Source organism: Cognatundibacterium curvum (assembly GCF_014284235.1).
Classification (GTDB): Bacteria; Pseudomonadota; Gammaproteobacteria; order Burkholderiales; family Burkholderiaceae_D; genus Undibacterium; species Undibacterium curvum.
Genome location: NZ_JACOGD010000010.1, coordinates 104,109 through 125,523, shown reverse-complemented (window position 1 = coordinate 125,523; position 21,415 = coordinate 104,109). Strand labels below are relative to the sequence as shown.

At 54.9% G+C, this 21,415-nt stretch carries 19 protein-coding genes and 1 pseudogene; 5 read left to right on the top strand and 15 right to left on the bottom strand.

Annotation, left to right across the window (positions count from 1 at the left end; all coding sequences use genetic code 11):
* Window positions 1-167: 167 nt before the first annotated feature.
* From H8K43_RS17250 to H8K43_RS17235, 4 genes are read left to right on the top strand one after another with little or no spacing between them, the layout of a single operon-like run.
* A complete protein-coding gene (locus H8K43_RS17250; RefSeq protein ID WP_186905000.1) occupies window positions 168-1,316 on the top strand; it encodes an efflux RND transporter periplasmic adaptor subunit in 1,149 nt (382 codons plus the stop codon).
* Window positions 1,316-4,402 carry an efflux RND transporter permease subunit gene (locus tag H8K43_RS17245; protein WP_186904999.1) on the top strand — a complete coding sequence of 1,029 codons (3,087 nt, stop codon included), beginning with the start codon at window positions 1,316-1,318 and terminating at the stop codon, window positions 4,400-4,402. Before H8K43_RS17250 ends, H8K43_RS17245 begins: the two co-directional genes overlap by 1 nt.
* Window positions 4,403-4,404: 2 nt before the next feature.
* The gene (locus H8K43_RS17240; RefSeq protein WP_186904998.1) at window positions 4,405-4,725 is read left to right on the top strand and encodes a DUF3240 family protein; all 321 of its coding nucleotides are present in this window, start codon (window positions 4,405-4,407) and stop codon (window positions 4,723-4,725) included.
* A complete protein-coding gene (locus tag H8K43_RS17235; RefSeq protein WP_186904997.1) occupies window positions 4,722-5,978 on the top strand; it encodes a TolC family protein in 1,257 nt (418 codons plus the stop codon). The genes H8K43_RS17240 and H8K43_RS17235 overlap by 4 nt, the downstream gene beginning before the upstream one ends.
* Before the next feature lie 95 nt (window positions 5,979-6,073).
* Here the strand turns inward: H8K43_RS17235 and H8K43_RS17230 are convergent, their stop codons facing one another.
* The 15 genes and pseudogenes from H8K43_RS17230 to H8K43_RS17160 all read right to left on the bottom strand — a co-directional run bounded on the left by H8K43_RS17230 (window position 6,074) and on the right by H8K43_RS17160 (window position 19,355).
* Window positions 6,074-7,096, bottom strand: coding sequence for a substrate-binding domain-containing protein (locus tag H8K43_RS17230; protein ID WP_186904996.1), 1,023 nt, complete (start codon window positions 7,094-7,096; stop codon window positions 6,074-6,076).
* A gap of 663 nt (window positions 7,097-7,759) precedes the next feature.
* Entirely contained in the window at window positions 7,760-8,560 is an 801-nt protein-coding gene (locus tag H8K43_RS17225) for a GIN domain-containing protein (protein ID WP_186904995.1), read from the bottom strand.
* 23 nt (window positions 8,561-8,583) lie between these two features.
* A complete protein-coding gene (locus H8K43_RS17220; protein ID WP_186904994.1) occupies window positions 8,584-9,405 on the bottom strand; it encodes a DUF1700 domain-containing protein in 822 nt (273 codons plus the stop codon).
* A 117-nt stretch (window positions 9,406-9,522) separates the two neighbouring features.
* Window positions 9,523-10,647, bottom strand: a complete 1,125-nt coding sequence (locus H8K43_RS17215) for an SMP-30/gluconolactonase/LRE family protein (RefSeq protein ID WP_186904993.1) — start codon at window positions 10,645-10,647, stop codon at window positions 9,523-9,525.
* A 40-nt stretch (window positions 10,648-10,687) separates the two neighbouring features.
* The gene (locus tag H8K43_RS17210) at window positions 10,688-11,191 is read right to left on the bottom strand and encodes a hypothetical protein (protein ID WP_186904992.1); all 504 of its coding nucleotides are present in this window, start codon (window positions 11,189-11,191) and stop codon (window positions 10,688-10,690) included.
* An 83-nt stretch (window positions 11,192-11,274) separates the two neighbouring features.
* Window positions 11,275-11,736 (bottom strand): annotated as a pseudogene (locus H8K43_RS17205) (VOC family protein).
* Between the two features lie 7 nt (window positions 11,737-11,743).
* Complete coding sequence (locus H8K43_RS17200; protein ID WP_186904991.1) at window positions 11,744-12,076, bottom strand: nuclear transport factor 2 family protein; 333 nt, start codon at window positions 12,074-12,076, stop codon at window positions 11,744-11,746.
* 1 nt (window position 12,077) lies between these two features.
* Entirely contained in the window at window positions 12,078-12,500 is a 423-nt protein-coding gene (locus H8K43_RS17195) for a GNAT family N-acetyltransferase (protein ID WP_186904990.1), read from the bottom strand.
* A 24-nt stretch (window positions 12,501-12,524) separates the two neighbouring features.
* Window positions 12,525-13,274: a hypothetical protein gene (locus tag H8K43_RS17190; RefSeq protein ID WP_186904989.1), complete on the bottom strand. Its 750-nt coding sequence runs from the start codon at window positions 13,272-13,274 to the stop codon at window positions 12,525-12,527.
* 69 nt (window positions 13,275-13,343) lie between these two features.
* Window positions 13,344-14,567 carry an ABC transporter permease gene (locus tag H8K43_RS17185; RefSeq protein WP_230404071.1) on the bottom strand — a complete coding sequence of 408 codons (1,224 nt, stop codon included), beginning with the start codon at window positions 14,565-14,567 and terminating at the stop codon, window positions 13,344-13,346.
* Window positions 14,564-15,307 carry an ABC transporter ATP-binding protein gene (locus H8K43_RS17180; protein WP_186904988.1) on the bottom strand — a complete coding sequence of 248 codons (744 nt, stop codon included), beginning with the start codon at window positions 15,305-15,307 and terminating at the stop codon, window positions 14,564-14,566. The genes H8K43_RS17185 and H8K43_RS17180 overlap by 4 nt, the downstream gene beginning before the upstream one ends.
* Window positions 15,307-16,539 carry an efflux RND transporter periplasmic adaptor subunit gene (locus H8K43_RS17175; protein WP_186904987.1) on the bottom strand — a complete coding sequence of 411 codons (1,233 nt, stop codon included), beginning with the start codon at window positions 16,537-16,539 and terminating at the stop codon, window positions 15,307-15,309. The genes H8K43_RS17180 and H8K43_RS17175 overlap by 1 nt, the downstream gene beginning before the upstream one ends.
* Before the next feature lie 80 nt (window positions 16,540-16,619).
* The gene (locus H8K43_RS17170) at window positions 16,620-18,164 is read right to left on the bottom strand and encodes a hypothetical protein (RefSeq protein WP_186904986.1); all 1,545 of its coding nucleotides are present in this window, start codon (window positions 18,162-18,164) and stop codon (window positions 16,620-16,622) included.
* Complete coding sequence (locus H8K43_RS17165) at window positions 18,161-18,913, bottom strand: ABC transporter ATP-binding protein (protein ID WP_186904985.1); 753 nt, start codon at window positions 18,911-18,913, stop codon at window positions 18,161-18,163. The genes H8K43_RS17170 and H8K43_RS17165 overlap by 4 nt, the downstream gene beginning before the upstream one ends.
* 49 nt (window positions 18,914-18,962) lie before the next feature.
* Window positions 18,963-19,355, bottom strand: coding sequence for a VOC family protein (locus H8K43_RS17160; protein WP_186904984.1), 393 nt, complete (start codon window positions 19,353-19,355; stop codon window positions 18,963-18,965).
* 398 nt (window positions 19,356-19,753) lie between these two features.
* Between H8K43_RS17160 and gshA the strand changes: the two genes are divergently transcribed.
* Window positions 19,754-21,346 carry a glutamate--cysteine ligase gene (gshA, locus tag H8K43_RS17155; protein WP_186904983.1) on the top strand — a complete coding sequence of 531 codons (1,593 nt, stop codon included), beginning with the start codon at window positions 19,754-19,756 and terminating at the stop codon, window positions 21,344-21,346.
* Window positions 21,347-21,415: the final 69 nt, after the last annotated feature.

Genomic DNA, 21,415 nt, shown 5'->3' with positions numbered 1-21,415 from the left:
AGTTTTTTCGGTCTGATTTTGGATTGTAACGCTGCTTTGTTAAGAACTCCTTAAGTTCTGCCCTGCATCATGTCGCTCATAGTTCAGCATGCGCCTATGGTGTGTGCTGCATGACTGGTTTCACCCTCTCAACCCATACAATCACCCACTTACAGCGAGCATCAACTATGACTAAGCTAACCCTGACCTGTCTGCTGCCCTTGCTCGGCATGCCACTGGCCAGCCTTGCCAGCGAACCGGCCCAGATCACGCTGAACAGCGCACAGATACAGCGTGCCAATATCGCGACTACAGCCCTGATCAGCAGTGAAAACTCAGCTAAAACCACGGCCAGCACACAGCAGGGCCTGCATTTATCCGGCACCGTGATCAGCCCGCCCAATGGTCAGGTGATCGTCAGCAGTATGGTCAGTGGCATGGTGCAGGAAGTTCAGCACAATGCGCTGCAAGCGGTGCGTCAGGGACAGGCTATCGTGGTCCTGCATAGTCCGCAATTAATGGAAATGCAGCGTGAATATCTGCAACTGGCGACCGCCGCGCGGCTCGCGGCTGAAAAGCGCGAACGCGATGAGAAGCTGCTACAGGAAGGCATCATCGCGCGCAGCCGCTGGCAGGAAAGCAGCGGCGCCGCGATTCAGGCCGAGGTGGCCGCGCGTGAGCGTTACCAAAGCTTGCGCAGCGCCGGTCTCAGCGACACACGCATCAGCCAGTTACTGAACAAACAGCAGTTATCGCCGGTACTCAGCATCAGCGCCAATGCCAGTGGTACCTTAAGCGAACTCAGCGTCAAACCGGGTCAGCGTATTGAAGCCGGAACCCCGATTGCGGCCATCAGTAAATCCGGCCCTTACTGGGTAGAGTTACAGGCCTCAGCACAGCAAGCGGCTCAGGTACGCATCGGTGACAGCGTAAGCATCAACCAGTGTGCACCTTTGAAAGTGATCGCGATCGCCAATCAGCTCCAAAGCCAGAATCAGACCAGCCTGATCCGCGCAGCACAAAGCAAGCCCGAAGATTGTCTGCAACTGAATCAGTATGTGGAAGCACGCATACAGAACAGCCAGATACCTGCTGCCTCCGTCGCTGTGCCTTTAAGCGCAATCGTGCAAAACCAGCAGCGCAGCCATGTGTTTATCCGCAATGACAAAGGCTTTCAGGTGATACCGGTGCAAGTACTCAGCAAACAGGGCGAGCTGGCCTGGCTGCAAGCCAGTCATCCTGCGCTGCGTGCCGGTAATCAGGTGGCGAACCGTGGCATAGGCATACTCAAAGGTGCCTGGCTGGGACTGGGCGCAGAAGAAGGCGGAGAAAAATAATGCTGGCTAAACTGATTGCATTTTCACTGGCGCAGCGTTTGCTGATGCTGGTACTGACCGTCTTGCTGGCCGCTGCCGGCTACCGCGCATTTCAAAGCCTGCCTATCGATGCCTTCCCCGATGTATCCAGCACCCAGGTCAAAATTATTTTGAAAGCGCCCGGCATGACGCCGGAAGAAGTTGAGGCGCGGATTGTGGCACCGGTTGAGCAGGAATTGCTGGGCATACCGCGTCAGGCCATCCTGCGCTCGCAATCCAAATATGCGATTGCCGATATCACACTGGATTTTCAGGAAGGCACGGATGTGTTCTGGGCGCGCCAGCAAGTCAGCGAACGCCTGAGCAATGTCATGAAAGACCTGCCGCCTACCATCAGCGGTGGTCTGGCACCAATCACGACGCCACTCGGTGAAGTGTTTATGTTCACCATAGAAGGCCCGCTCTCGCTGATGGAAAAACGCAGCCTGCTGGAATGGACCATACGTCCGCAGCTGCGCAATATCCCCGGTGTGGCCGATGTCAATTCCCTCGGTGGCCTGGTCAAAAGTTTTGAAGTGGTGCCCAATCCGGATGCGCTCAGCGCACGCGGCCTGACGCTGGCGCAATTGCGTGCTGCGCTGGAGAGCAATAACCGCAATGACGGTGCCGGTCGCTTATCGTCAGGCGAAGAATCGCTGCTGGTCAGAAGCGATGGCAATATCCGTACGCTGGAGGATGTCGGTGCGATTGCGATTGCGGAACAGAATGGCGTTGCGACCCGCATCCGCGATGTGGCCCAGGTCAAGATAGGCGCACTCAGCCGCTATGGCAGTGTGACCAAGGATGGCAAAGGTGAAGCGGTGGAAGCGCTGGTACTGGCCATGCGCGGTGCGAATGCACGTCAGCTGGTGCAGCAGGTACGTGAACGTCTGAACAACCTGCAAGCCAGTCTGCCAGCCGGTACCACCATCAATACTTTTTATGACCGTAGCAATCTGGTCGAACGTGCGGTGCAAACCGTCAGCAAGGCCTTGGCAGAAGCCAGCATTCTGGTCGTGATCCTGCTGTATCTGTTCCTCGGTAATCTGCGCTCGGCGCTGGTAGTGGCCTGTATCCTGCCGCTGTCAGCTCTCGGTACTTTCATCCTGATGCAATACTTTGGCCTGAGTGCGAATCTGATGTCGCTGGGCGGATTAGCGATCGCCATCGGCATGCTGGTCGACGCGGCGGTGGTGGTGGTGGAAAACATAGAAGCCCACAGCGGTCACAAGCAAAGTGCCTTGCTGCCACGCCTCCATGTGATCTACCGTGCCGTGAAAGAAGTCGCCTTACCGGTCAGCGCCGGTATCTCGGTCATCATGATCGTATTCCTGCCGCTGTTGTCGCTGCAGGGGCTGGAAGGCAAACTGTTCGCACCAGTCGCACTGACCATCATTTTTGCGCTGGCCAGCTCGCTGATTCTGTCCTTCACTGTGATCCCGGTATTGTGCTCCTGGCTGCTGCCAGCCAGCCATAGCGATAACCCGCGTCTGGTGCAGTGGATGGAGCAGCGTTATCAGGCGCTGCTGGGCCGCGCGCTGCAAAACGGCAAACTGCTGGCCGGCATAGCTGGCGTGGTCTTAGTGGCCTGTGCCGCGCTATTCCCTTTCATCGGTAAATCCTTTATGCCGGTGCTGGATGAAGGCGACATCATTTTGCAGATAGAAAAACTGCCATCTGTGAATTTGCAGGAATCGGCCCGCATCGATCAGGCGGTACAACAACGCATACTGGAAAAAGTGCCGGATGTAGCCAGCATCGTGGCGCGTGCAGGCTCGGATGAGCTGGGGCTAGATCCTATGGGACTGAATGAGACCGACAGCTTCCTGGTGCTGAAACCGCGTGAGCAATGGAAAGCCGCAAACAAAGACGAATTACTGGCACAACTGCGCGCAGTGACTGCTGAATTTGCCGGTGTCAATTTCAGCTTTACCCAGCCAATAGAAATGCGGACTTCGGAAATGCTGTCCGGGGTACGCGGTGATCTGGCCGTCAAGGTGTATGGCCCGAATGCCGAGGTGCTGAATCAGCTGGCAGAGCAAATCGTACAGGTACTGAATGGCATTCAGGGTAGCCAGGATGTGCTGAAGGTGCAGAACGAGGGTGTGCAATATCTGCAGCTCGATATCCAGCGCGAAGCAGCCGGTCGTCTGGGCATGAGCGTGGAACAGATACAAAACGATGTACGCACGATGGTGGAAGGCAATGTGGCCGGAGTCGTGGTACAGGACGGCCAGCGTCTGCCTTTATTGGTGCGTGGCAGCGAGCAAACCCGCTTGTCACCGGAGTTGTTCAGCCAGTTGCGCTTAACGCCACGCGAAGGTGTGTCGGTGCCCTTGTCGCAAGTCGCGCAATTGCGCACGGTGGAGGGCCCGGTCAAAGTCGAGCGTGAAAATGCATCGCGCCTGACCGTGGTGCGTGCCAATGTGCATGGCCGTGATCTGGTGTCCTTTGTGGAAGAAGCGCGGCAACAGGTGGCGGCTAAAGTCAAATTACCAGCCGGTTATCAGATAGGCTGGGGCGGTCAGTTTGAAAATCAGCAGCGTGCTGCGCAACGTCTGATGCTGGTGGTGCCAGTGGCATTGGCACTGATCTTCCTGTTGCTGTTTTCCAGTTTGCAAAGCCTGCGTCAAGCCTTGCTGGTACTGGCAAATATTCCGTTTGCCTTATGCGGCGGCGTGGTGGCACTGGCAATCAGCGGTGAATACCTGTCGGTACCGGCCTCAGTCGGATTTATCGCGCTGATGGGGATTGCAGTGTTGAATGGCCTGGTCATGATCAGCTACTTCAATCAATTGCTGGCGCGTGGCGTGGCGATGGCAGAAGTGGTCAGCAGCGGCGCGCTACGGCGCTTCCGTCCCGTCATGATGACCGCCAGTATCACAGCCTTCGGTCTGGTACCGCTGTTACTGGCAACCGGCCCCGGCTCGGAAATCCAGCGTCCGCTGGCCATCGTGGTGATCGGTGGTCTGGTCAGCGCGACTGCCCTGACCCTGATTTTATTACCGGTTTTATTTGCGCGCTTCGGGCTGGCCAGCCAGCCGGGCGGCACTGCTGAGAAAGTCTGATCATGATCCATAACTTAGAACAAAACGCCGTACTGCAGCTGGCTATTCCGCGTGCGCTGGATGAAGACATCGCCGACCTGCTGCTGGCGCATCCCGAACTCGCGTCCGGCTTCACGCTGTTGCCAGCGCAAGGCATGGGACAACATACCCGCCTGTTGAGCGCGATGGAGCAAGTGCAAGGCCGCAGCCAGCGTCAGTTATTTGTCATCTGCGGCGCACTGGCCCAGCTACGCGCCTTGCTGCAATTACTCAATCAACATTTTCCGGGCGCCGATATCCATTACTGGATCACGCCTGTCATCGAATCAGGGAGTCTGCAATGAACACCATGTATGCCCGCCTTAGTCTTATCGGTCTGGCGCTGCTGAGTCCGCTGAGTTACGCGAATTCCGGCCATCCGCTGGCACCGCCATTCGCCGCCATCCTGCCCGCTGAGGCACAGGTCAGACTAGCCTTACATCAGCTACCCGAACTACGTACCGGCAAGCTGCAGCAGGAACTGGCCGCCGCGCAACAACAGAAACTCAATAGTGGCTCGCATGAATGGCAATTACGGCTGGCGCAAACTAAGCGTAAAGATGCCGCTGCCGAAGTCACACGCGATCAGGAAATCAGCGTAGAACGTGCAGTACGCTGGTTTGGCAAAGCCGGTCAGGATCAGGCGCTCGGTGAAAAAGGTAAGGAGATCGCACGTATCGCGCATGCCGATATCTGGCATGAAGCGGCACGTGGCTTGCTGACTGACTGGTTTGATACCTTGCGTGCGATACGCTACCGCCAGCAGGTAGAAGAGCAATTGGTCGTACTGCAGGAAGTGGTGAGCATCGCAACCAAGCGGGTCAAAGCTGGCGAAGCGGCGCGGCTGGAACAGCAACTGGCTGAAACCGAATTGCAACGCCAGTCCGCTTTATTGCAGCAGGCGCAGCTGCGCGAAGAACAGTTGCTGCGTAATTTACAAACCCGTTATCCCGAATTGCCAGCACCGACGCTGACCGTGCTGCCACAACCTTTACCAGCTGTCGCCAACAGCAAGGCAATCGAAGAAATCACCGAAGATAATCATGAGGTGGAATTGCTGGAACTGGAAGCCGAAATGGCCAGAATGCAGGCCAGCCGCGTGCGCGCCGACACCATGCCAGACCCGGTGCTTGGCATACGTGCTGCACGTGAGCGCAATGGTCAGGATAGTCTGATCGGTTTCAGTATTTCGATACCGCTGTCAGGCACGGCACGTCAGGCTGATGCGCAGGCCGCCGTCAGCAAAGCCGGTATCGCTCAGGCCAAACTGGATCAGGTGCGCAGCAAGGTATTTCGTGATGCACAGCGTGTGGTGGCAGAACGCGAGCAATCCTATCGCATCTGGCAAACCCTGCATAACGTGAGCCAGCAAAGTCAGGCACAGGCACAAACCATGCTGAAAGCCTATCAGCTTGGGGAAGTCTCTCTGACCGACAGTCTGCAGATACGACGTAATGCGATGGAAGCCAGACTGAATGCCGAAACCGCACAGCTTGATGCCTTAATGGCCCAGGCGCGTTTCGAACTCGATGCGCATCATTTGTGGTCGATAGACTGAAGACTGAAGACTCAAAACTGAAAGCGCTGATACGCGTACGAAAAAAAAGGCAGCCTGGCTGCCTTTTTTTGTTTGAGCCCTCAGACTCACTGACATCACTTATTCCAGATTTCCTGATAATGATGACGGAAATCATTGGCGGGTTCAAAGCTGTTTTTAGCACCGCCGTCATACGCGATATTTTGCGCCGTGACCAGATGCAATGCGGTGACATAGTTGCTGGCTGGTTGCGCGTTGAAAGCACGGTTCAGCTCATCCACCAGTTGCCACGCATGCTGAGTCAGCGGTTCAGGCACGGTACCGGTCTGCATGCCATTGCTGCGTATGCGTTTATACGCAGTGGCTGAACCGTCACCGGCCGCCACGCCCGACAATTTATTATTGCTGAGTAAAGCCGCGATCGGTGCCGATTCCAGCATATCAAAATAATAGTCATTCACGGCGATCACATGGGTCCACTTGGCACCGTGGCGTTTGACTGCGCTCTCCACGGCTGGCTTCATTTTCAGATGGGTTTCTGCCAGCGGCACGTCTTCCACACTGAGTAATTTGCAGCCTTCACATTGCTTGATGGTTTCTATGATTGCCGCCGATTTGGCTTGTAAAAACGGATTAGTGGAATCGGTGAATACCACAATACCCGCTTTATTATTCGACTCAACCACAGTCAGCAAGGCGGCCAGTTGCGCGACTTCTTTGGGGTTGGTTGCGAGATTAGTGAACAGGCCATCAACCGGTCCTTGTTTGACCGATGCGTGCCAGCCAACCACAGGAATTTTGGCGCTGGCGGCGGCTACCATGCCCTTGGCCTGGGTGCCGACATCAACGCCAGCCAGGATGATGCCATCCGCTTTCATTTCGATGGCTTGCTTGATAATCGCAGCCCCCTGATTACATCTGCCACGGCAATCGATAGGCAGGGTTTCCCAACTGGCGGCCATGCCGGCTTCGCGAACTCCGTTAAACAAACCTGAAGTACCGGCATCACTCATGTCGGCTGCGATAAAAATAATCTTCTTTTTTTTCTGTAATTTCGGACCTTCGACCGGACCATCCCATTTATTTTTTAAGGATGCTGCACGCGCAACTTTGGCATTGGCACGGCTTAAGAATTGCATGGGATTTTCTTGGGCAGTCGCGCTGGCGATGAAACTAAACGCAACAAACAACACGGTCAGGCACTTACTTTGCATAGCAGTCATGATTCTGGGTTGGTCAGGTTGAAAACACGCCTGCGCCATTCTCACGCCGCAGGGTCTGCACTTCATCGATTGCACTAAACAAAACTACTGTGATTTGCTTACATCCTCTTACATCCGCTTACGTCCGTTCGGATTATTGCAGAAAACTTCCCGCTGTAAATAGAGTTTGCTTACCACTCCAAAGGAAACTGAATTTAATTCTGAAAGAATAAATATTTTCAATCTAAAAAACAAAATTGAAGCTATTTTTTACTTTTTAATTTCGCCACCCAGAAAAAAATGCCGCCAACTGCAGATAAATAACAACAATTTAGATTAATTCCCGTGAAGTGAAGAAACTGTGTTTATTTGTAGTTTTCAGCGTTTAAACACAAGCTTGGATGCATCACATTTCCATTAAGCAAATTATGCGCCAGCTAGGTGCACTGATTTGGGCGGCGTTCAGCCGGAGGGGAGGCAGAGGCGCGCGACGCAGATGGCGCCGGGAGCAGGAGAATCTCAGAAAAAAACGGATGTGACCCAGGTTCACATCCGGTGCAGGGTAGATGTGGGCGCGAATTGCATCGCACGTAAGCAGTCTTATTTCCAGATGATGTCACCGCTACCCGTGCGCTCTATGCTGCGTTTGCCCGGATTACCGCTGATGATGGCGTCACCGCTGCCTGTCGATTTAATTTTGATGTCTTCACTTACCCAGGCTTTCACATCGCCGGAACCCTGCTGTTGCAGTTGCGCCTGCGCGGCTTTGAGGCCGGTGGAGTTCAAATCACCGGAACCCATGGATTTCAGGATCAGCACACGGCTTTGACCTTTCAATATCGCATCGCCCGAGCCTTGCATACTCAGATCGATGGTGTCACCGTTGGGCAGACCCAGATTCAGATTACCGCTACCAGCCAGTAAAGCCTGTACCCGCTGAAAATCACCATCGATATTCAGATCACCAGAGCCTTTCAGGATCAGCTCAATCTGCTTCGCTTTGAAGCCACGGATATTGCCATTGCCGCTGCCACTGAGCTGGACTTTTTCTATCGCTGGTAAAGCGAGTTCCACCCTGGTCTGATCAGACTGACCAATTGCAATGAACAAGCCACGGGTACTCACGTACAAGGTATTCCCTTCGACTTTCGTGGTGACACGCGGTACCAGTCTGGCATCACCACGCACCAGCAATTCAGCTTGCGCCGCCTGCCTTAACACCAGGTCGACCGGGCCGTTCATCACGACATTTAAGACCTGCTGTTCCATAGGACGGACTTCGCTGGCGACCGCTGCAGTCTGATTGCCAGCAGCATGCGCCTGCATAAACCAGGCAGTGGCAGAGGTCAGCACCAGCGAGACAGCCAGCATGGTGGCACCGGTACGGATAAATTTTTTCATGATATGTCCTTTCTCAACATGCTTCAGGCAGCGTGCATTGGGGGTTGACGCAATTGCTGTGCAGACCAGCGCAGATAGCGCAGGGCGCCACGCCAGCTGCAACGGGTCAGCCATAAAGTCAGCATCATCAGCAGGATGGAGCCAATGATCATGCCCATGCCTTTGACAGCCTGCCGCATTCCCATAGGCTGACTAAAACTAACTTGGATATCGAGCGGTTCCGCCTTGATGGTCTGCGCAGTACTATGCGCTTCAGTCTGACTGGCGGTCGCTGCATCCGAAGCCACCGCAACCGGCAAAGCAGGATTTTTCTCTGCCGCTGACGATGTCCGGGTATACACGCCATCGCTATTGACGTCTACTTGTAAGGGTTCATTGGCGATGCGTGCGTCCAAGCTCTGACGCACAGTCACAGTCTGGTTCTGCGGTATCTCTATATGAAACTGGGAGATGCCAGCCACACCGGCTGCTGCAAGCAGGATGCCGCCGAAGTACAGGCATACTGAGACCACGAATCCGGCGAACAGCACACTGACAGCAGCCATCACTGGCGCAATCAGCAGCAGGTTCAGGAAGGCCAGGCCAGTCAGCGCGATAAACAGGCGTGCCAGATTAGCGAAGCTGAAGCGCACTTGCAAAGCCTGATAACGCACACTGGTTTTCTTTTGTGCCGCTACCAGTTCCGGCTTAGGCAGACGCGCTGCTATGCTTTCTTCACTTTCACCGGCCAACATCGCATCGAGGAATTTCCGTTCATAAGTCCACAGGCATTCTTCGATCACAGGGCCGGGCAGGCCAGTCAATGCCAGCTGCAGTGCATGCATGTAGGTCGCTTTATTCATCATGACTCCGTGTGGTAAGTGGTATAGGAGTCATGATAAGGACAGGCTGGCGGTACTGCCAGCAGCATGCGACAGTGCGTCAATTTGCAGTCATGAACTGCAAAAATGCAGGCATTGGAATCAGCGCAGGTTTTGCGGTTTGCTCATCCAGCCTATCGAGGTTGCATGCAGGCTTTGCACATACAGACGGTCGCGGGTTTCGAGTACGCCCGTCGTTTCGGGGTAGCTTCCACGCGGGTCTTGTAAATCTGCCACAATCTTGCCCTGCTCATCGAAGGCCAGCACATGTCCATAAGCAGGCGGTACCGGCCACAAAAAGCGTGGCAGGCGCAAAGTCAGACTGCGTAACCAGGGCCTGTCCGCCATCTGGTCGATCGCAGCGCCACGCGGCTTAGCCAGACCCAGCCAGATACGGCCATGCTCACCGCGCATCAGATTGTCGGGATAGCCGGGCAAATCGCGCAGGATGCGATGCGCCAGGCGCTTGTCCGTATTGGACTTCAAATGCAGTTGCTGCGCAGTCAGCGCAATTTGCCAGACTGCGTATTCACCGGTTTCAACCACAAACAAAGAACGCTCATCCTGACTCAGTGCCACCCCATTGGCAAAACTGAGCTGGTCGGCTACGACACGCGCAGTGTTTAACTGCGCATCATATTCAATCACGCGACCCGTAGCAGAGTGTTCGAGGATATCGAGTACGCTGGTATGGAAAGTTCCACCCGACTGCCTGGCACCAAAACGCTGACTCGCATCAGAAAAATAGATTTTGCCATTTTTTGCCACAACGACGGAATTCGCATACAAGACCGGCGTGCCATCCACCTGATCGCACAGCACAGTGATTTGCTTGTCCGGTGTAATCCTGAGCAAGCCACGGTAGGCATCGGCCGCGATCATATTGCCCTGTGCATCAAATGCAAAACCCAGTACCCGTCCGCCGGTATTCACCCATACCTCACGCTGCGCACCGTCTTCCTGCATGCGCAGGATGGCACCGGACGCCACTGCTGCATACAATCTGCCATCCGGACCCACCAACAGATGTTCCGGGCCACTCTCAGAGCCGATATCGAGCTGCTGCAAATGCGCGAGCTGCTCATTTCTGGCATGTGGTGGCGCATAACCAACGAAGGGTGTGGCTTGCCAGGCCACCGGATTGACTGGCACCGGTGCCAGGGTCAGATAAGCTGCCACCAATGCCAACAATAGCAATACGGCCCAGACGATGCGGGAAAGTTTCATTGAGTCTCCGGATAGCGGCAGTCCAGGCTGCCGCTTATTTTTAATGTAAAACCCGGCTCGCATCCAAGGTACGCAGCCAGGTCAGCTGTAAGACACGCGCATCATTACTGGCGCGGTGACGGGTAATCGCCAGTTCATGCTCCACCTGCAGCCGGGTCGCATGCCAAAGAACCGCCTGTTGCGGCGAAATGATTTCGCGCAAATCAGCCAGCCGGAAATGCGGAGAACAGCCAGCCGCATCAAATAAACGTGCCAGCCACACATAGTCCTGCCCCCAGCCATCGCTATACACGGTACAACCTTCCAGTTGCTGATTCAGCTGAGTCGCCACCAGCGTCGCTGTTTTGCCGCGCTCCAGCAGCAATTCTCTGGGTATATTGTGTACCTGCGCCGCCTGACTATCCCAATGTACCCAATCCTGCTCGGGCCGGATCAGCGTACACCAGCCTTCGCCATGACGCTGGGAATAGCCCAGCTCAATCGGGTAACTACCTTTGCCAAAGCCAGATGCTTCGATATCCATCACGATGGGAACAGTCGACATGCTGGCCTCCTGACATGTTTGATGAAGTTAATCCCGCGCGGCTTTTCAGCCAGTTCTGGCGGTGTATTGTATTACCCGGGAATTCACTCCGCCGGCGCACCGCTGTCTTCATAGAGTTCCAGCGGCAGACCATCGGGGTCGGCGAAAAAACAAAAACGCCGTCCGGTATATGCATCAACACGGATCTCCTGGCAAGCCACCTGATGCTGCTGCAAATGCGCCAGCACCAGCTCCAGATTCTGCACCCTGAATGCCAGATGGCGCAAGCCCTGCGCTTCCGGCCATGACGGACGTGGTGGCGCACCCGGAAAAGAAAACAACTCCAGGGCCTGCTAACATTTAAATTACGTGTGCGCAATTTAAAGGTTAACAGGCCCTAACTGCGCGCCGTCCGGCAAAGCCAGATCCAGCTTGTAAGAATCGCGCTCTGCCCGGTAGTGCTCAGACAATATGCGTAATCCCAGTATCTGATGGTAAAAATGTCTGGAGCGCGTATAGTCAGAACAGATCACAGCGACGTGGTGGATGCCGGATAACAGCTGCATAGTCATCCTAGTAAAACCAGACCCGGACTATTTTTTGTCCGATGACTTCATACACAGCCGCCGCCTCAATGATGTGCTCTGCCACACCATGCACACGCTCATGATCGATCACCTTTTGTCCTATCACCATGCGATTGACCAGCTCCGCATGCAAATCCGGTAAGTTGAAGCGCTTATCGGCATAGTGTTGCGCCAGTGCCGTGATGCCTGTGATCACAGGCTCGGCGGCTGGTGGACGGAATACCTCGATCTGTTCGTCATAACAGGCGACAAACGCCTGTAAGTCGCGGGCATTGTAGGCATCCAGTTGTGCCTGTACGATATGTTCTGCAGTGTTCATCTTATCTCGTGATTTTTCTGGCCATGCCTATCGATGCGGGTGCGGTTGCTGCGAAACCGAACTGTGCATACAGCTGGTGTGCCTTGCCATCTGCAATCAGGCTCACATAGCCACTGTCCGGTACGTGTTGCTCCAGCCAGGCTGTGATTTCCTGCATGATACGCTTACCTAAACCCTGCCCCTGAAATGCAGGTAATACCGCAATATCCACCACCTGAAAAAAGCAGCCACCATCACCGATCACGCGTCCCATCGCGATGGTTTGCTCAGCATCCTTGATCTGCACCGCAAACAGGCTGGCAGGCAAACCCAGGCTGGCGGCTGCGGTAGATTTAGGGCTCAGTCCTGCGCTCTGACGCAAATGCTGATATACCGCGATGTCCGGTATTTCATAGCGCATTTGGTAGGGAAAACCTGTCAACATAAGGGCTCCGTCACACGCTCTAAATCAGGATACAGCTTGCTTCACACGCTCAACACGGCTCAGCAAATCACGGTTCAGCTGACGTGCATGCGCTGGCATATGACGTGCGCTCAGCTCAATATCGGCGCAGATCTGTCTGGCCTGATCTGGACGCGACTGACGCAATGCCCATTCAGCCAGTTCCACTTTGGCATCCAGGCTGCCGAATTGTTGTGCCGCCAGCTGGAATTCGCGCTCTGCATCAGCCTGTCTGTCCAGCGCATCATAAATCTGTGCCAGTAATATCGCCTGACGCTCAGCTGCGTAAGATGGATTGTCGGCGCGCACGGCACTGGCCAGCTCCAGTGCACGTTCCGCATGACGACTCAGTAAATGGGCTTGGGCCGCTGCCAGGCGGATTTCAGGATCACGTGCAAACGGACCTTGCAGACAGGCGTCAAACTGTATTGCAGCATCCGCTACCGCACCACTGTCGAGCAAGGCATTGGCCAGCCGCATCTGATTTTGTGCGGTCGGTGTCAGCTCAAATGCACTGCGCGCTTCGCGCAATTCACGTTCAGGATCGAGACTGCGTGCGACTGCCTTGACGGTTTTATGCACATGATGCTGGATGCGGCTTTCCGGCAAATACACGGCAAAAAAGTAGACCGCACAGCCAAGTAAGGGAAACATGAACATGATGAACAGCCAGTACAATTCACGTCCGCTGCGTATCACATGCACAGCAAAATAAATAACGATCAGCAAATGCAGACCAACACCAAAATAAGGCATACGCAAATTCCAGGATAAATAATTAATTCTTAGCCGCAAACAACCCGCTCAGGCTGCAAGCATGCCGCTTTATTCGTAACGCAGACAATCCACCGGCAATAAACGGGAAGCGCGCCGGGCCGGATAAAAACCAAAAAAGATACCAACAAAACTGGAAAAGGCACAGGCGATGATGATAGCCTGCATGCCGATTTCCACCTCTATTTTACCGGTAGACGTGATCGCTGCCGCACCTGCACTCGCAAGTAAAACACCAATCAGACCACCGACCAGACAAATCACTACCGCCTCGGTCAGAAACTGCAGCAAGACATCGCGCGGTTTGGCACCGATCGCCATGCGGATACCAATTTCCCTGGTACGTTCAGTCACAGAAACCAGCATGATATTCATGATACCTATGCCGCCCACCACTAGCGAAATTGCGCCGATGGCGCCGAGTAAAGCCGCCAGCCCGGTTGAAATTTTGGCGCCGGCTTCTGCAATCGAAGCCAGATTCTCTATGCGGAAATCGTCTTCCTGTTCCGCCTTGATGCGGTGGCGGTCACGCAGCATTTCCTTGATATCGGTTTCCGCATCTTTCATGGCTTTATCCGACTTACCTTGGGCAATCACATAATGCACATTGCGTGGGAAAGGGCTGCGTATCAGGTTGGCGCGCGCCGCTGTAATCGGCACCAGCACCAGATCGCCGATATCGCCACCGTCAAATGAACGGCCTTCGCCCTGCAACACGCCAGTGACCTGGAAAGGCACATTATCGATACGCAGAAACTGACCGAGCGGATCGGCTTTATAAAAAAACTGATCGGCGACTTTTTTACCGATGATCACCGTCTTGGCAGCGGCACGTATATCGGAATCGCTGAAATAACTGCCGGTTTCTATTTTCCAGTTACGCACCTTGAACATTTCTGGCGTCACACCCAGCACAGAATTGTTGGAGTTATCGCTGCCGGAAGTAATCTGGAAAAAGCCCTGCAATGCGGCCGCCGCACCATTCAGGCTGGGCAGCTCATTGAGTGCTGCCGCATCCTCAAAGCTAAGCGAAGGTGCCGTTCCGGTACGCGCACGTACACCCTGGGTACGGTTAGCACCCGGCGAAATAATCAGCAAATTACTGCCCAGGATTTCCAGTTCTTTGGAAATGAATTTCTTCGCACTTTCACCGACCGCCAGCATCATCACCACCGAAGTAATACCGATGATAATCCCCAGCATGGTCAGCGCAGTGCGCAGCCGGTTGGCATTCATGGAACGGAATGCCTCGATAAATACCTGTAACACATTCATGGCTGACCCACCGTTTCTGTATGCGATGCAGCCAGCTGACGCAAGCCTTCAGCGGCAGGGCCATCGTATAACACACGACCATCTTTCAGACGCACCAGACGTTTGGCATAGGCAGCGATATCCGGCTCATGCGTCACCAACAGTATCGTGATACCACGCTCGCTATTCAATTGCTGCAAAGAGCGCATGATGTCTACGCTGGTCTGGGTATCCAGATTGCCGGTCGGCTCATCGGCCAGTATCAGCGGCGGATCAGCCACCAGCGCACGCGCGATTGCCACCCTTTGCTGCTGGCCACCCGATAACTGATTCGGCAAGCGCCGTGCAAAATCTTTCAGCCCGACGCGTTCGAGTTCACTGAGTGCTTTCTGATGGGCTTTGGCACGGCTGACCCCGGCATAAATCAGAGGCAAAGCCACATTTTCTGCCACGCTCATACGCTTAATCAGATTAAAACTCTGGAATACAAAGCCTATGGTGCGGTTGCGTATCGTCGCCAGTTCGGCGCGCGACAGGCTCAGGGTGTCGACCCCATTGAGCAAATAGGAACCGGCACTGGCCTGATCCAGACAACCGAGTATATTCATCAGCGTCGATTTTCCGGAACCGGATTGCCCCATCACTGCCACAAAATCGCCGCGCGGCACCTGCACATCGATGCCATGTAAAACCCGGGTTTCAACACCGCCCGAAAAATAACTTTTGGTGACGCCCTGCAGCGCAATCAGAGCCGTGCTCATCAATTGGCTCCGGCTTTATCCAGCGCACGCGTAATCACCTGATCACCGGCTTTGAGTTCACCGGACAGCACTTCGGTATAACGGAAATTCGATAAACCGATTTTGATGTCCACTGCCTGCGGCTGTTTTTTATCGTTGAGCCTATACACCTTAAAGCTGCGCGTCTGCTCTTTTTTGGAACGGAAAGCGATATCGTCTTCCGGTTCAGGTGGTGGCAACGCCGCGCCGGCACCCGCACTGGCATTGGCGCTGGCTGAAGCTTGCGCCGCCAGATTTTTCGCCTCGCGGGCCTGCTCTTCTTCGCTCGGTTTGTAGCGCAGGGCAGCCGTCGGTATGCGCAGCACATTTTGCTTCGCTCCCACCACTAACCTGACCTGCGCGGTCATGCCCGGCTTGAGTAATTCGTCTTTATTGTCGACATCCAGCACCACGTTATAGGTCACGACGTTTTGCTGTACATTGGCTGCCAGCCGGAACTGGCGCAGTTTGGCTTCGAATTCCCGGTCAGGATAGGCGTCTACCACAAAGCGTGCGGGCAGACCATCGCGCAGCGCGCCGACATCGGCTTCAGACACACTGGTATCGATTTGCATCTTAGTCAGATCACGCGCGATCTGGAACAGATTCGGGGTCTGAAAAGAAGCCGCCACCGTTTGTCCCATATCGATAGTACGTTTGATGATCACGCCATCGATAGGCGAGCGGATCACGCTGTTATTCAGATTGGCTTGCGCATTATCAAGCTGGGCACGTGCCACTTTGATGTTGGCTTCTGCCACTTCCAGCTCGCGGCGCGACTGATCCATCGCGATCCCGGAAATATAATTTTGCGCCACCAGCTTTTGATTGCGCTCCAGCGTGGCCTGCGCCAGCCTCCGCGATGCCTCGGCCGAGGCCAGGCTGGCTTCGGCCTGTTTGATCTGGGCGTTGAAAATAGTCGGGTCCAGCTTCAGCAAAATCTGGCCCTGCTTCACCCTGTCATTGAAATCGGCCTTGAGTTCGATCACGGTACCCGAGACCTGAGAACCCACATTAATCAGCGCGACCGGATTGAGCGTGCCGCTGGCGGTCACCGTCTGGCTCAGATTGCCTTTTTCGACCGCCGCAGTTTTAAACCTGGGCGCCTCTTCCTTAGGTTTGCTATCCTGCTTATGCAGTACAAACGCCGCAGTTCCGGCCACAGCAGCCAGCACGGCTACGATCAACACCCGCTTCTTGGTAAACACTCGCATACTTAGGCCTACATTTCTCAATAAGGACAGCACTACAGGAACCAGACTGGCACGCAATACCAGCCTGTGACAGCAGCAACTCAGCTTCGTTCAATCTTTAACAACCAGGCGACTGCCAGTGACAGTAGTCCGGTCAGCACACCAATCCAGCCCCAGCTGCCGGCGGCCAGAAATCCTAACACCATACCACCCCAGGAAAAGCTGCAAACCGCCTCGATAATCCCGGCACTGATTTGCCCCTGCCCACGGCGGTTAAACTGATTGCGGTTGCCGGGTTTGGATAGCCACAGATGGATACAGGCTACCGACACCATGCCGGCGCTGCAGCCGAGCAAAGTAATCAATCCGGCTTGCCACTGGCGCATGCTGAGCCACACAATCAGCGGCAACACCAGCAAAGCGACCGGCAGGCAGGCTGCAAGCAGCTTGGCTGTTTGCACATGACGCGCAGTGACCGGTGCTGAACGCAGCAAATCTGGAGCATCTTCAGCCGCAACAATCACCCAGATCAGTGAACCCGTCAGCGAGCAAGTCAGGAAAGTCATGGTTGCAGCCATTCCGGGTAGCAGGATGCCATTTTTTAAGAGCAAAAACACTGCTGGCAACAGATACAATAATTGCAGTGCGATCTGGGACAGCAACTGCGGATCCCGCAATAACAGCCGCCATTCTTTATGCATCACATTGCGGTATAAACCCTGACGGAAATGCAGCCTGGCGCTGAGCTCAGACACTGACCGCGCGCGGGCTGGTGCAGTCACCGATTGCTGTACACCGTGGATGAAAAAACGGCAGGTGTAGCGGCTGGTCAGCCAGAACAGCGCCAGCGCCACTGCACTGATAATCAGCGCTGGCTGCCAGGCGCCAAACAAGGCGCGTGCCGGTAACCAGACCAGGCTATGCTGATCGAACAGACCACCTTCCTGTATCCAGGGTTTGCAATACGCGATCACGCGTTGTTTGCTCTCTTCCGGAAACTGATTAAATAGCTGAAAACCGAGAAAAATCACGGCACCGGACAAGGCGCCCAGCATATGGGCCACCGTCTTGGTGCGGCGCGCACCCAGCCATTTCACCAGCGACAGTGTCAACACCATAGCCAGACAAGACGCGAGTACTGCCAGTGCCAGAATCGCCGGATATATCCCTAACCAGCGCCACTGACCAATGAGCAGACCGACATGCGCAAACGGCGATAAAAACAGCAGAAACAGAAAAGCCACGCCCAGCACGATACTGGCCAGTCTGACGGTAAAGATGCTTTGTGCAGGCATAGGTGAGCTCAGCAGCAAATCCAGATCCCCGCGCTCAAACAGCGCTTTCACACTGCGGTTCAACGCCATAGACAACATCATGCTGAACAGCACAACCAGCGCCATGCCGGCTGCCATCACCAGCATGGGATCAGGCTGATTATGCAGTGCAGGCAGACCACGCAAGACCATCCAGGCCATCGCATGCACCACCGCCAGCACCAGCAGACTCAGTAATTTGCCGCTCAGTGGCATGCCCCGCTTAGGCTTAGTCCCGGACTTATCGTCGCCCATATCAAAGAAGAACATGCGCCATTCATGCCGGAACAGCCACAGGCTGCTGCCCGGCTTACTCTGCCAGCGCGCACTCATGCCTGCAGCTCCGGACTGACGGAGGCCGTCAGTTGCAGGAATACATCCTCCAGCGTGCCGCTGCCATTATCGGTACGTGCACGCAGCTCATCCAGCGTGCCTTCTGCAATCAGTCTGCCATGCTGAATAATACCTATACGTTCCGCCAGCCTTTCTGCCACATCCAGAATATGGGTGGTCAGGATAACCGTACCGCCCTGAGCCACATGGCGCAGCAATACATCCTTGACCTGACGTGCCGCCGCCGCATCAAGCCCGGTTAAAGGTTCATCCAGGATAATCAGTTCGGGTTCATGAATCAGCGCACCGGCCAGTGCCAGCTTTTGCTTCATGCCTTTAGAAAAACCTTCGATCAGCTCATCAGCGTGCTGAGTCAGATCCAGCCAGCTCAGCAACTGCTGCGCACGGCTTTGCGCCTGCGCCGCCGACATGCCCCATAAACCCGCTACAAACTCCAGGTATTCAAAGGGTTTAAGCTTGTTGTACAACATCGCCTCATCCGGCAGATAAGCCAGCTTTTGCTTGGCTGCCGCAGGATCAGCGGCCAGCTCCTGACCCAGGATATGGATGCTGCCGCTATCCGGCGCCAGCAAGCCAGCCACCATGCGCAGCGTCGTGCTCTTGCCCGCCCCATTCGGCCCCAGCAAGGCATATAACTCACCGCGTCTGACTTGCAAATTAATATGATCGACCGCCGGGCGGCCAAAGTTTTTCACCAGATTTTTTAGTTCCAGCGCGATGTCTGACATGTTTTACTCCTTTTTATTTTTTTCTTAGCCGGACTTAGGCAAAACCTGCTCAAGGCTGAATTGCGGTACAGAGTTCCACCATCACCCCGTCAGGGCAACGCAAATATGACACGGTCTGGCCCCAGGGTTTGTCTTGTGGTGGCGCGAGTTCACTGGCACCCGCCTGCAAGGCATGGGTGTGGGCAGCGGCCACATCTTGCGTGACTAAGGCGATTTCAAATCCCAGCGGTTGTGGCGAGCTGTGTGCTGCGACATGGCCGCCTTTGATATTCATATCCCCCATCGCATGCGCCGCAAAAGCGAGTGCCGTCGCTCCCGTCTCCAGTTCACCGTACATGCCAGACTCATGCAAAAAGCGGGTCTGCAAGCCAAAGGCCTGTTCAAAAAAGCGCAGTGAAGCCGCTACATCCGGCACATAAATGATGGTGTAAGCAAATTGCATGGCAGACCTTTAGATTCAGAACGCAACAAACGACAGCCGCACTAGCTGGCAGCTGGCAGCGTGCGGGATAGAGCATATTACCAAAAAAGTAAGTTTGAGCCAGCTTTATAGACGCGCTTTGCCGCAAAAATTCAGCACCTGGCAACAGGCTTTGCGTAAGCTGCCGATGCGAAATGCAAATTTCGGCTATGCTTGCTCAAAAATGGCAGATGGACAAGGGCAAGCCCTGGCGTCATCGTCCTGACATCGCCACATGAGATAAATACCTGGCAGACACGATACCGCAGCATGCTGGCCTGAGGCCGCAGTAGCGCTCAGTCTGCTGAGGGTCAGAATTAAAAGCTTGCGCGCTGCCACCACTCAGGCAGCTCAGCAGCCAATCAAAAAAAGGGGAGCCTGTGAGCCAACTGTTACAACATCGCCTGGAATTACTCGGACAATCCACCCATAGGCCCTTGCTAAGCCAGGGCCTGCGCGGCATAGAGCGCGAAACCCTGCGCGTGGGCCAGGATGGGCAATTATCCCGCCGCGGGCATCCGCAGCAACTGGGCTCCACCCTGACCCATCCGCAAATCACCACCGATTATGCCGAAGCACTGATGGAATTCATCACCCCGGCAGAAACCGATATCGCAACGGCGCTGGAAAAACTGGATCAGATACACCGCTTTGTGCATGCCGAACTCGGTGATGAAATTTTGTGGAGCCAATCCATGCCTGGCGTGCTGCCAGATGAAAAAGACATCGATATCGCCTGGTATGGCCAGTCTCACATAGGCATGATCAAACATGTGTACCGGCGCGGTCTGGCACTGCGTTATGGTAAATCCATGCAATGCATCGCCGGTATCCATTACAACTATTCTTTGTCGGAACAACTCTGGCAGGTACTGGCCCAGGCGGAGCAAACCCGTGGCGATGCGATGCATATTCAGTCGGAACACTATGTTGCGCTGATACGTAACTTCCACCGCTACAGCTGGCTGCTGATGTATCTGTTCGGTGCCTCACCGGCACTGGCAACCGGCTTCCTGCGTGGCCGCGCCCATCAGCTGGAAAGTTTGTCAGAAGACACGCTGTATCTGCCGTATGCGACCAGCCTGCGCATGAGCGATCTGGGCTATCAGAATAATGCCCAGGATGGTCTGGTACCGCCGTATAACACCCTGCTTGATTACATGCGCAGCCTGTCGATGGCCGTGCGCAAACCCTATGCACCGTATGCGGCACTGGGCACGCGTCAGAACGGGGAATGGGTACAGATCAACACCAATGTGCTGCAAATAGAAAATGAGTTTTACGCCACCATACGGCCTAAACGCGTGATCCGTACCGGTGAACGCCCAATCGAAGCACTGTGCGCGCGCGGTGTGCAGTATGTGGAAGTACGCTGCATGGACGTCAATCCATTTGACCCCCTGGGCATCAACCTGGAAACAGCACGCTTCCTGGATGCCTTCCTGTTGTTTTGCGCACTTAATGACAGCCCGCTCACCAATGAAGCGGAAGGCGAAGAAAACACCGCTAACTTTGCCGCCACCGTGAAAGAAGGCCGTCGTCCGGGTCTGCAATTGCAGCGTCAGGGTCAGTCCATCAGCTTGCAAGACTGGGGCAAGGAATTACTGTCGCAAATCGCACCGGTTGCGGCCTTGCTCGATCAGCAGCGCGGCGGCAATGCCCATCAGGCCAGCCTGCAGCAACAACTGGCGCGCCTGGACAATCCGGATCTGACGCCATCGGCTCAGGTATTGCGCGCAATCGCAGCGGAAGGCAATTCGTTCCCACGCTTTGCATTGAAACAAAGCCAGCAACTCGCAGCGGATTTCCGCGCACGCCCACCGAGCGCAGCAGAACGCGCTTACTTCAGCAATCTGGCACAGGCTTCGATTGCTGAGCAGACGCAGATGGAGCAAGAGCAAACTGGCAGCTTTGATGAGTTCATCGAGGATTACCGCTCACGTACGTCGTCGCAGCTCTGCTGCGAGAATTGAGTGTAGTACCACAGCTCAGCCTAAGCCTAAGCCTAAGCAGAAGATGAGCCCCAAAAGTCAGACATCCAC

Coding starts and splice junctions, on each gene's coding strand:
- H8K43_RS17250 (WP_186905000.1), top strand. CDS start 168: ATGACTAAGCTAACCCTGACCTGTCTGCTGCCCTTGCTCGGCATGCCA.
- H8K43_RS17245 (WP_186904999.1), top strand. CDS start 1,316: ATGCTGGCTAAACTGATTGCATTTTCACTGGCGCAGCGTTTGCTGATG.
- H8K43_RS17240 (WP_186904998.1), top strand. CDS start 4,405: ATGATCCATAACTTAGAACAAAACGCCGTACTGCAGCTGGCTATTCCG.
- H8K43_RS17235 (WP_186904997.1), top strand. CDS start 4,722: ATGAACACCATGTATGCCCGCCTTAGTCTTATCGGTCTGGCGCTGCTG.
- H8K43_RS17230 (WP_186904996.1), bottom strand. CDS start 7,096: ATGCAATTCTTAAGCCGTGCCAATGCCAAAGTTGCGCGTGCAGCATCC.
- H8K43_RS17225 (WP_186904995.1), bottom strand. CDS start 8,560: ATGAAAAAATTTATCCGTACCGGTGCCACCATGCTGGCTGTCTCGCTG.
- H8K43_RS17220 (WP_186904994.1), bottom strand. CDS start 9,405: ATGATGAATAAAGCGACCTACATGCATGCACTGCAGCTGGCATTGACT.
- H8K43_RS17215 (WP_186904993.1), bottom strand. CDS start 10,647: ATGAAACTTTCCCGCATCGTCTGGGCCGTATTGCTATTGTTGGCATTG.
- H8K43_RS17210 (WP_186904992.1), bottom strand. CDS start 11,191: ATGTCGACTGTTCCCATCGTGATGGATATCGAAGCATCTGGCTTTGGC.
- H8K43_RS17200 (WP_186904991.1), bottom strand. CDS start 12,076: ATGAACACTGCAGAACATATCGTACAGGCACAACTGGATGCCTACAAT.
- H8K43_RS17195 (WP_186904990.1), bottom strand. CDS start 12,500: ATGTTGACAGGTTTTCCCTACCAAATGCGCTATGAAATACCGGACATC.
- H8K43_RS17190 (WP_186904989.1), bottom strand. CDS start 13,274: ATGCCTTATTTTGGTGTTGGTCTGCATTTGCTGATCGTTATTTATTTT.
- H8K43_RS17185 (WP_230404071.1), bottom strand. CDS start 14,567: ATGAATGTGTTACAGGTATTTATCGAGGCATTCCGTTCCATGAATGCC.
- H8K43_RS17180 (WP_186904988.1), bottom strand. CDS start 15,307: ATGAGCACGGCTCTGATTGCGCTGCAGGGCGTCACCAAAAGTTATTTT.
- H8K43_RS17175 (WP_186904987.1), bottom strand. CDS start 16,539: ATGCGAGTGTTTACCAAGAAGCGGGTGTTGATCGTAGCCGTGCTGGCT.
- H8K43_RS17170 (WP_186904986.1), bottom strand. CDS start 18,164: ATGAGTGCGCGCTGGCAGAGTAAGCCGGGCAGCAGCCTGTGGCTGTTC.
- H8K43_RS17165 (WP_186904985.1), bottom strand. CDS start 18,913: ATGTCAGACATCGCGCTGGAACTAAAAAATCTGGTGAAAAACTTTGGC.
- H8K43_RS17160 (WP_186904984.1), bottom strand. CDS start 19,355: ATGCAATTTGCTTACACCATCATTTATGTGCCGGATGTAGCGGCTTCA.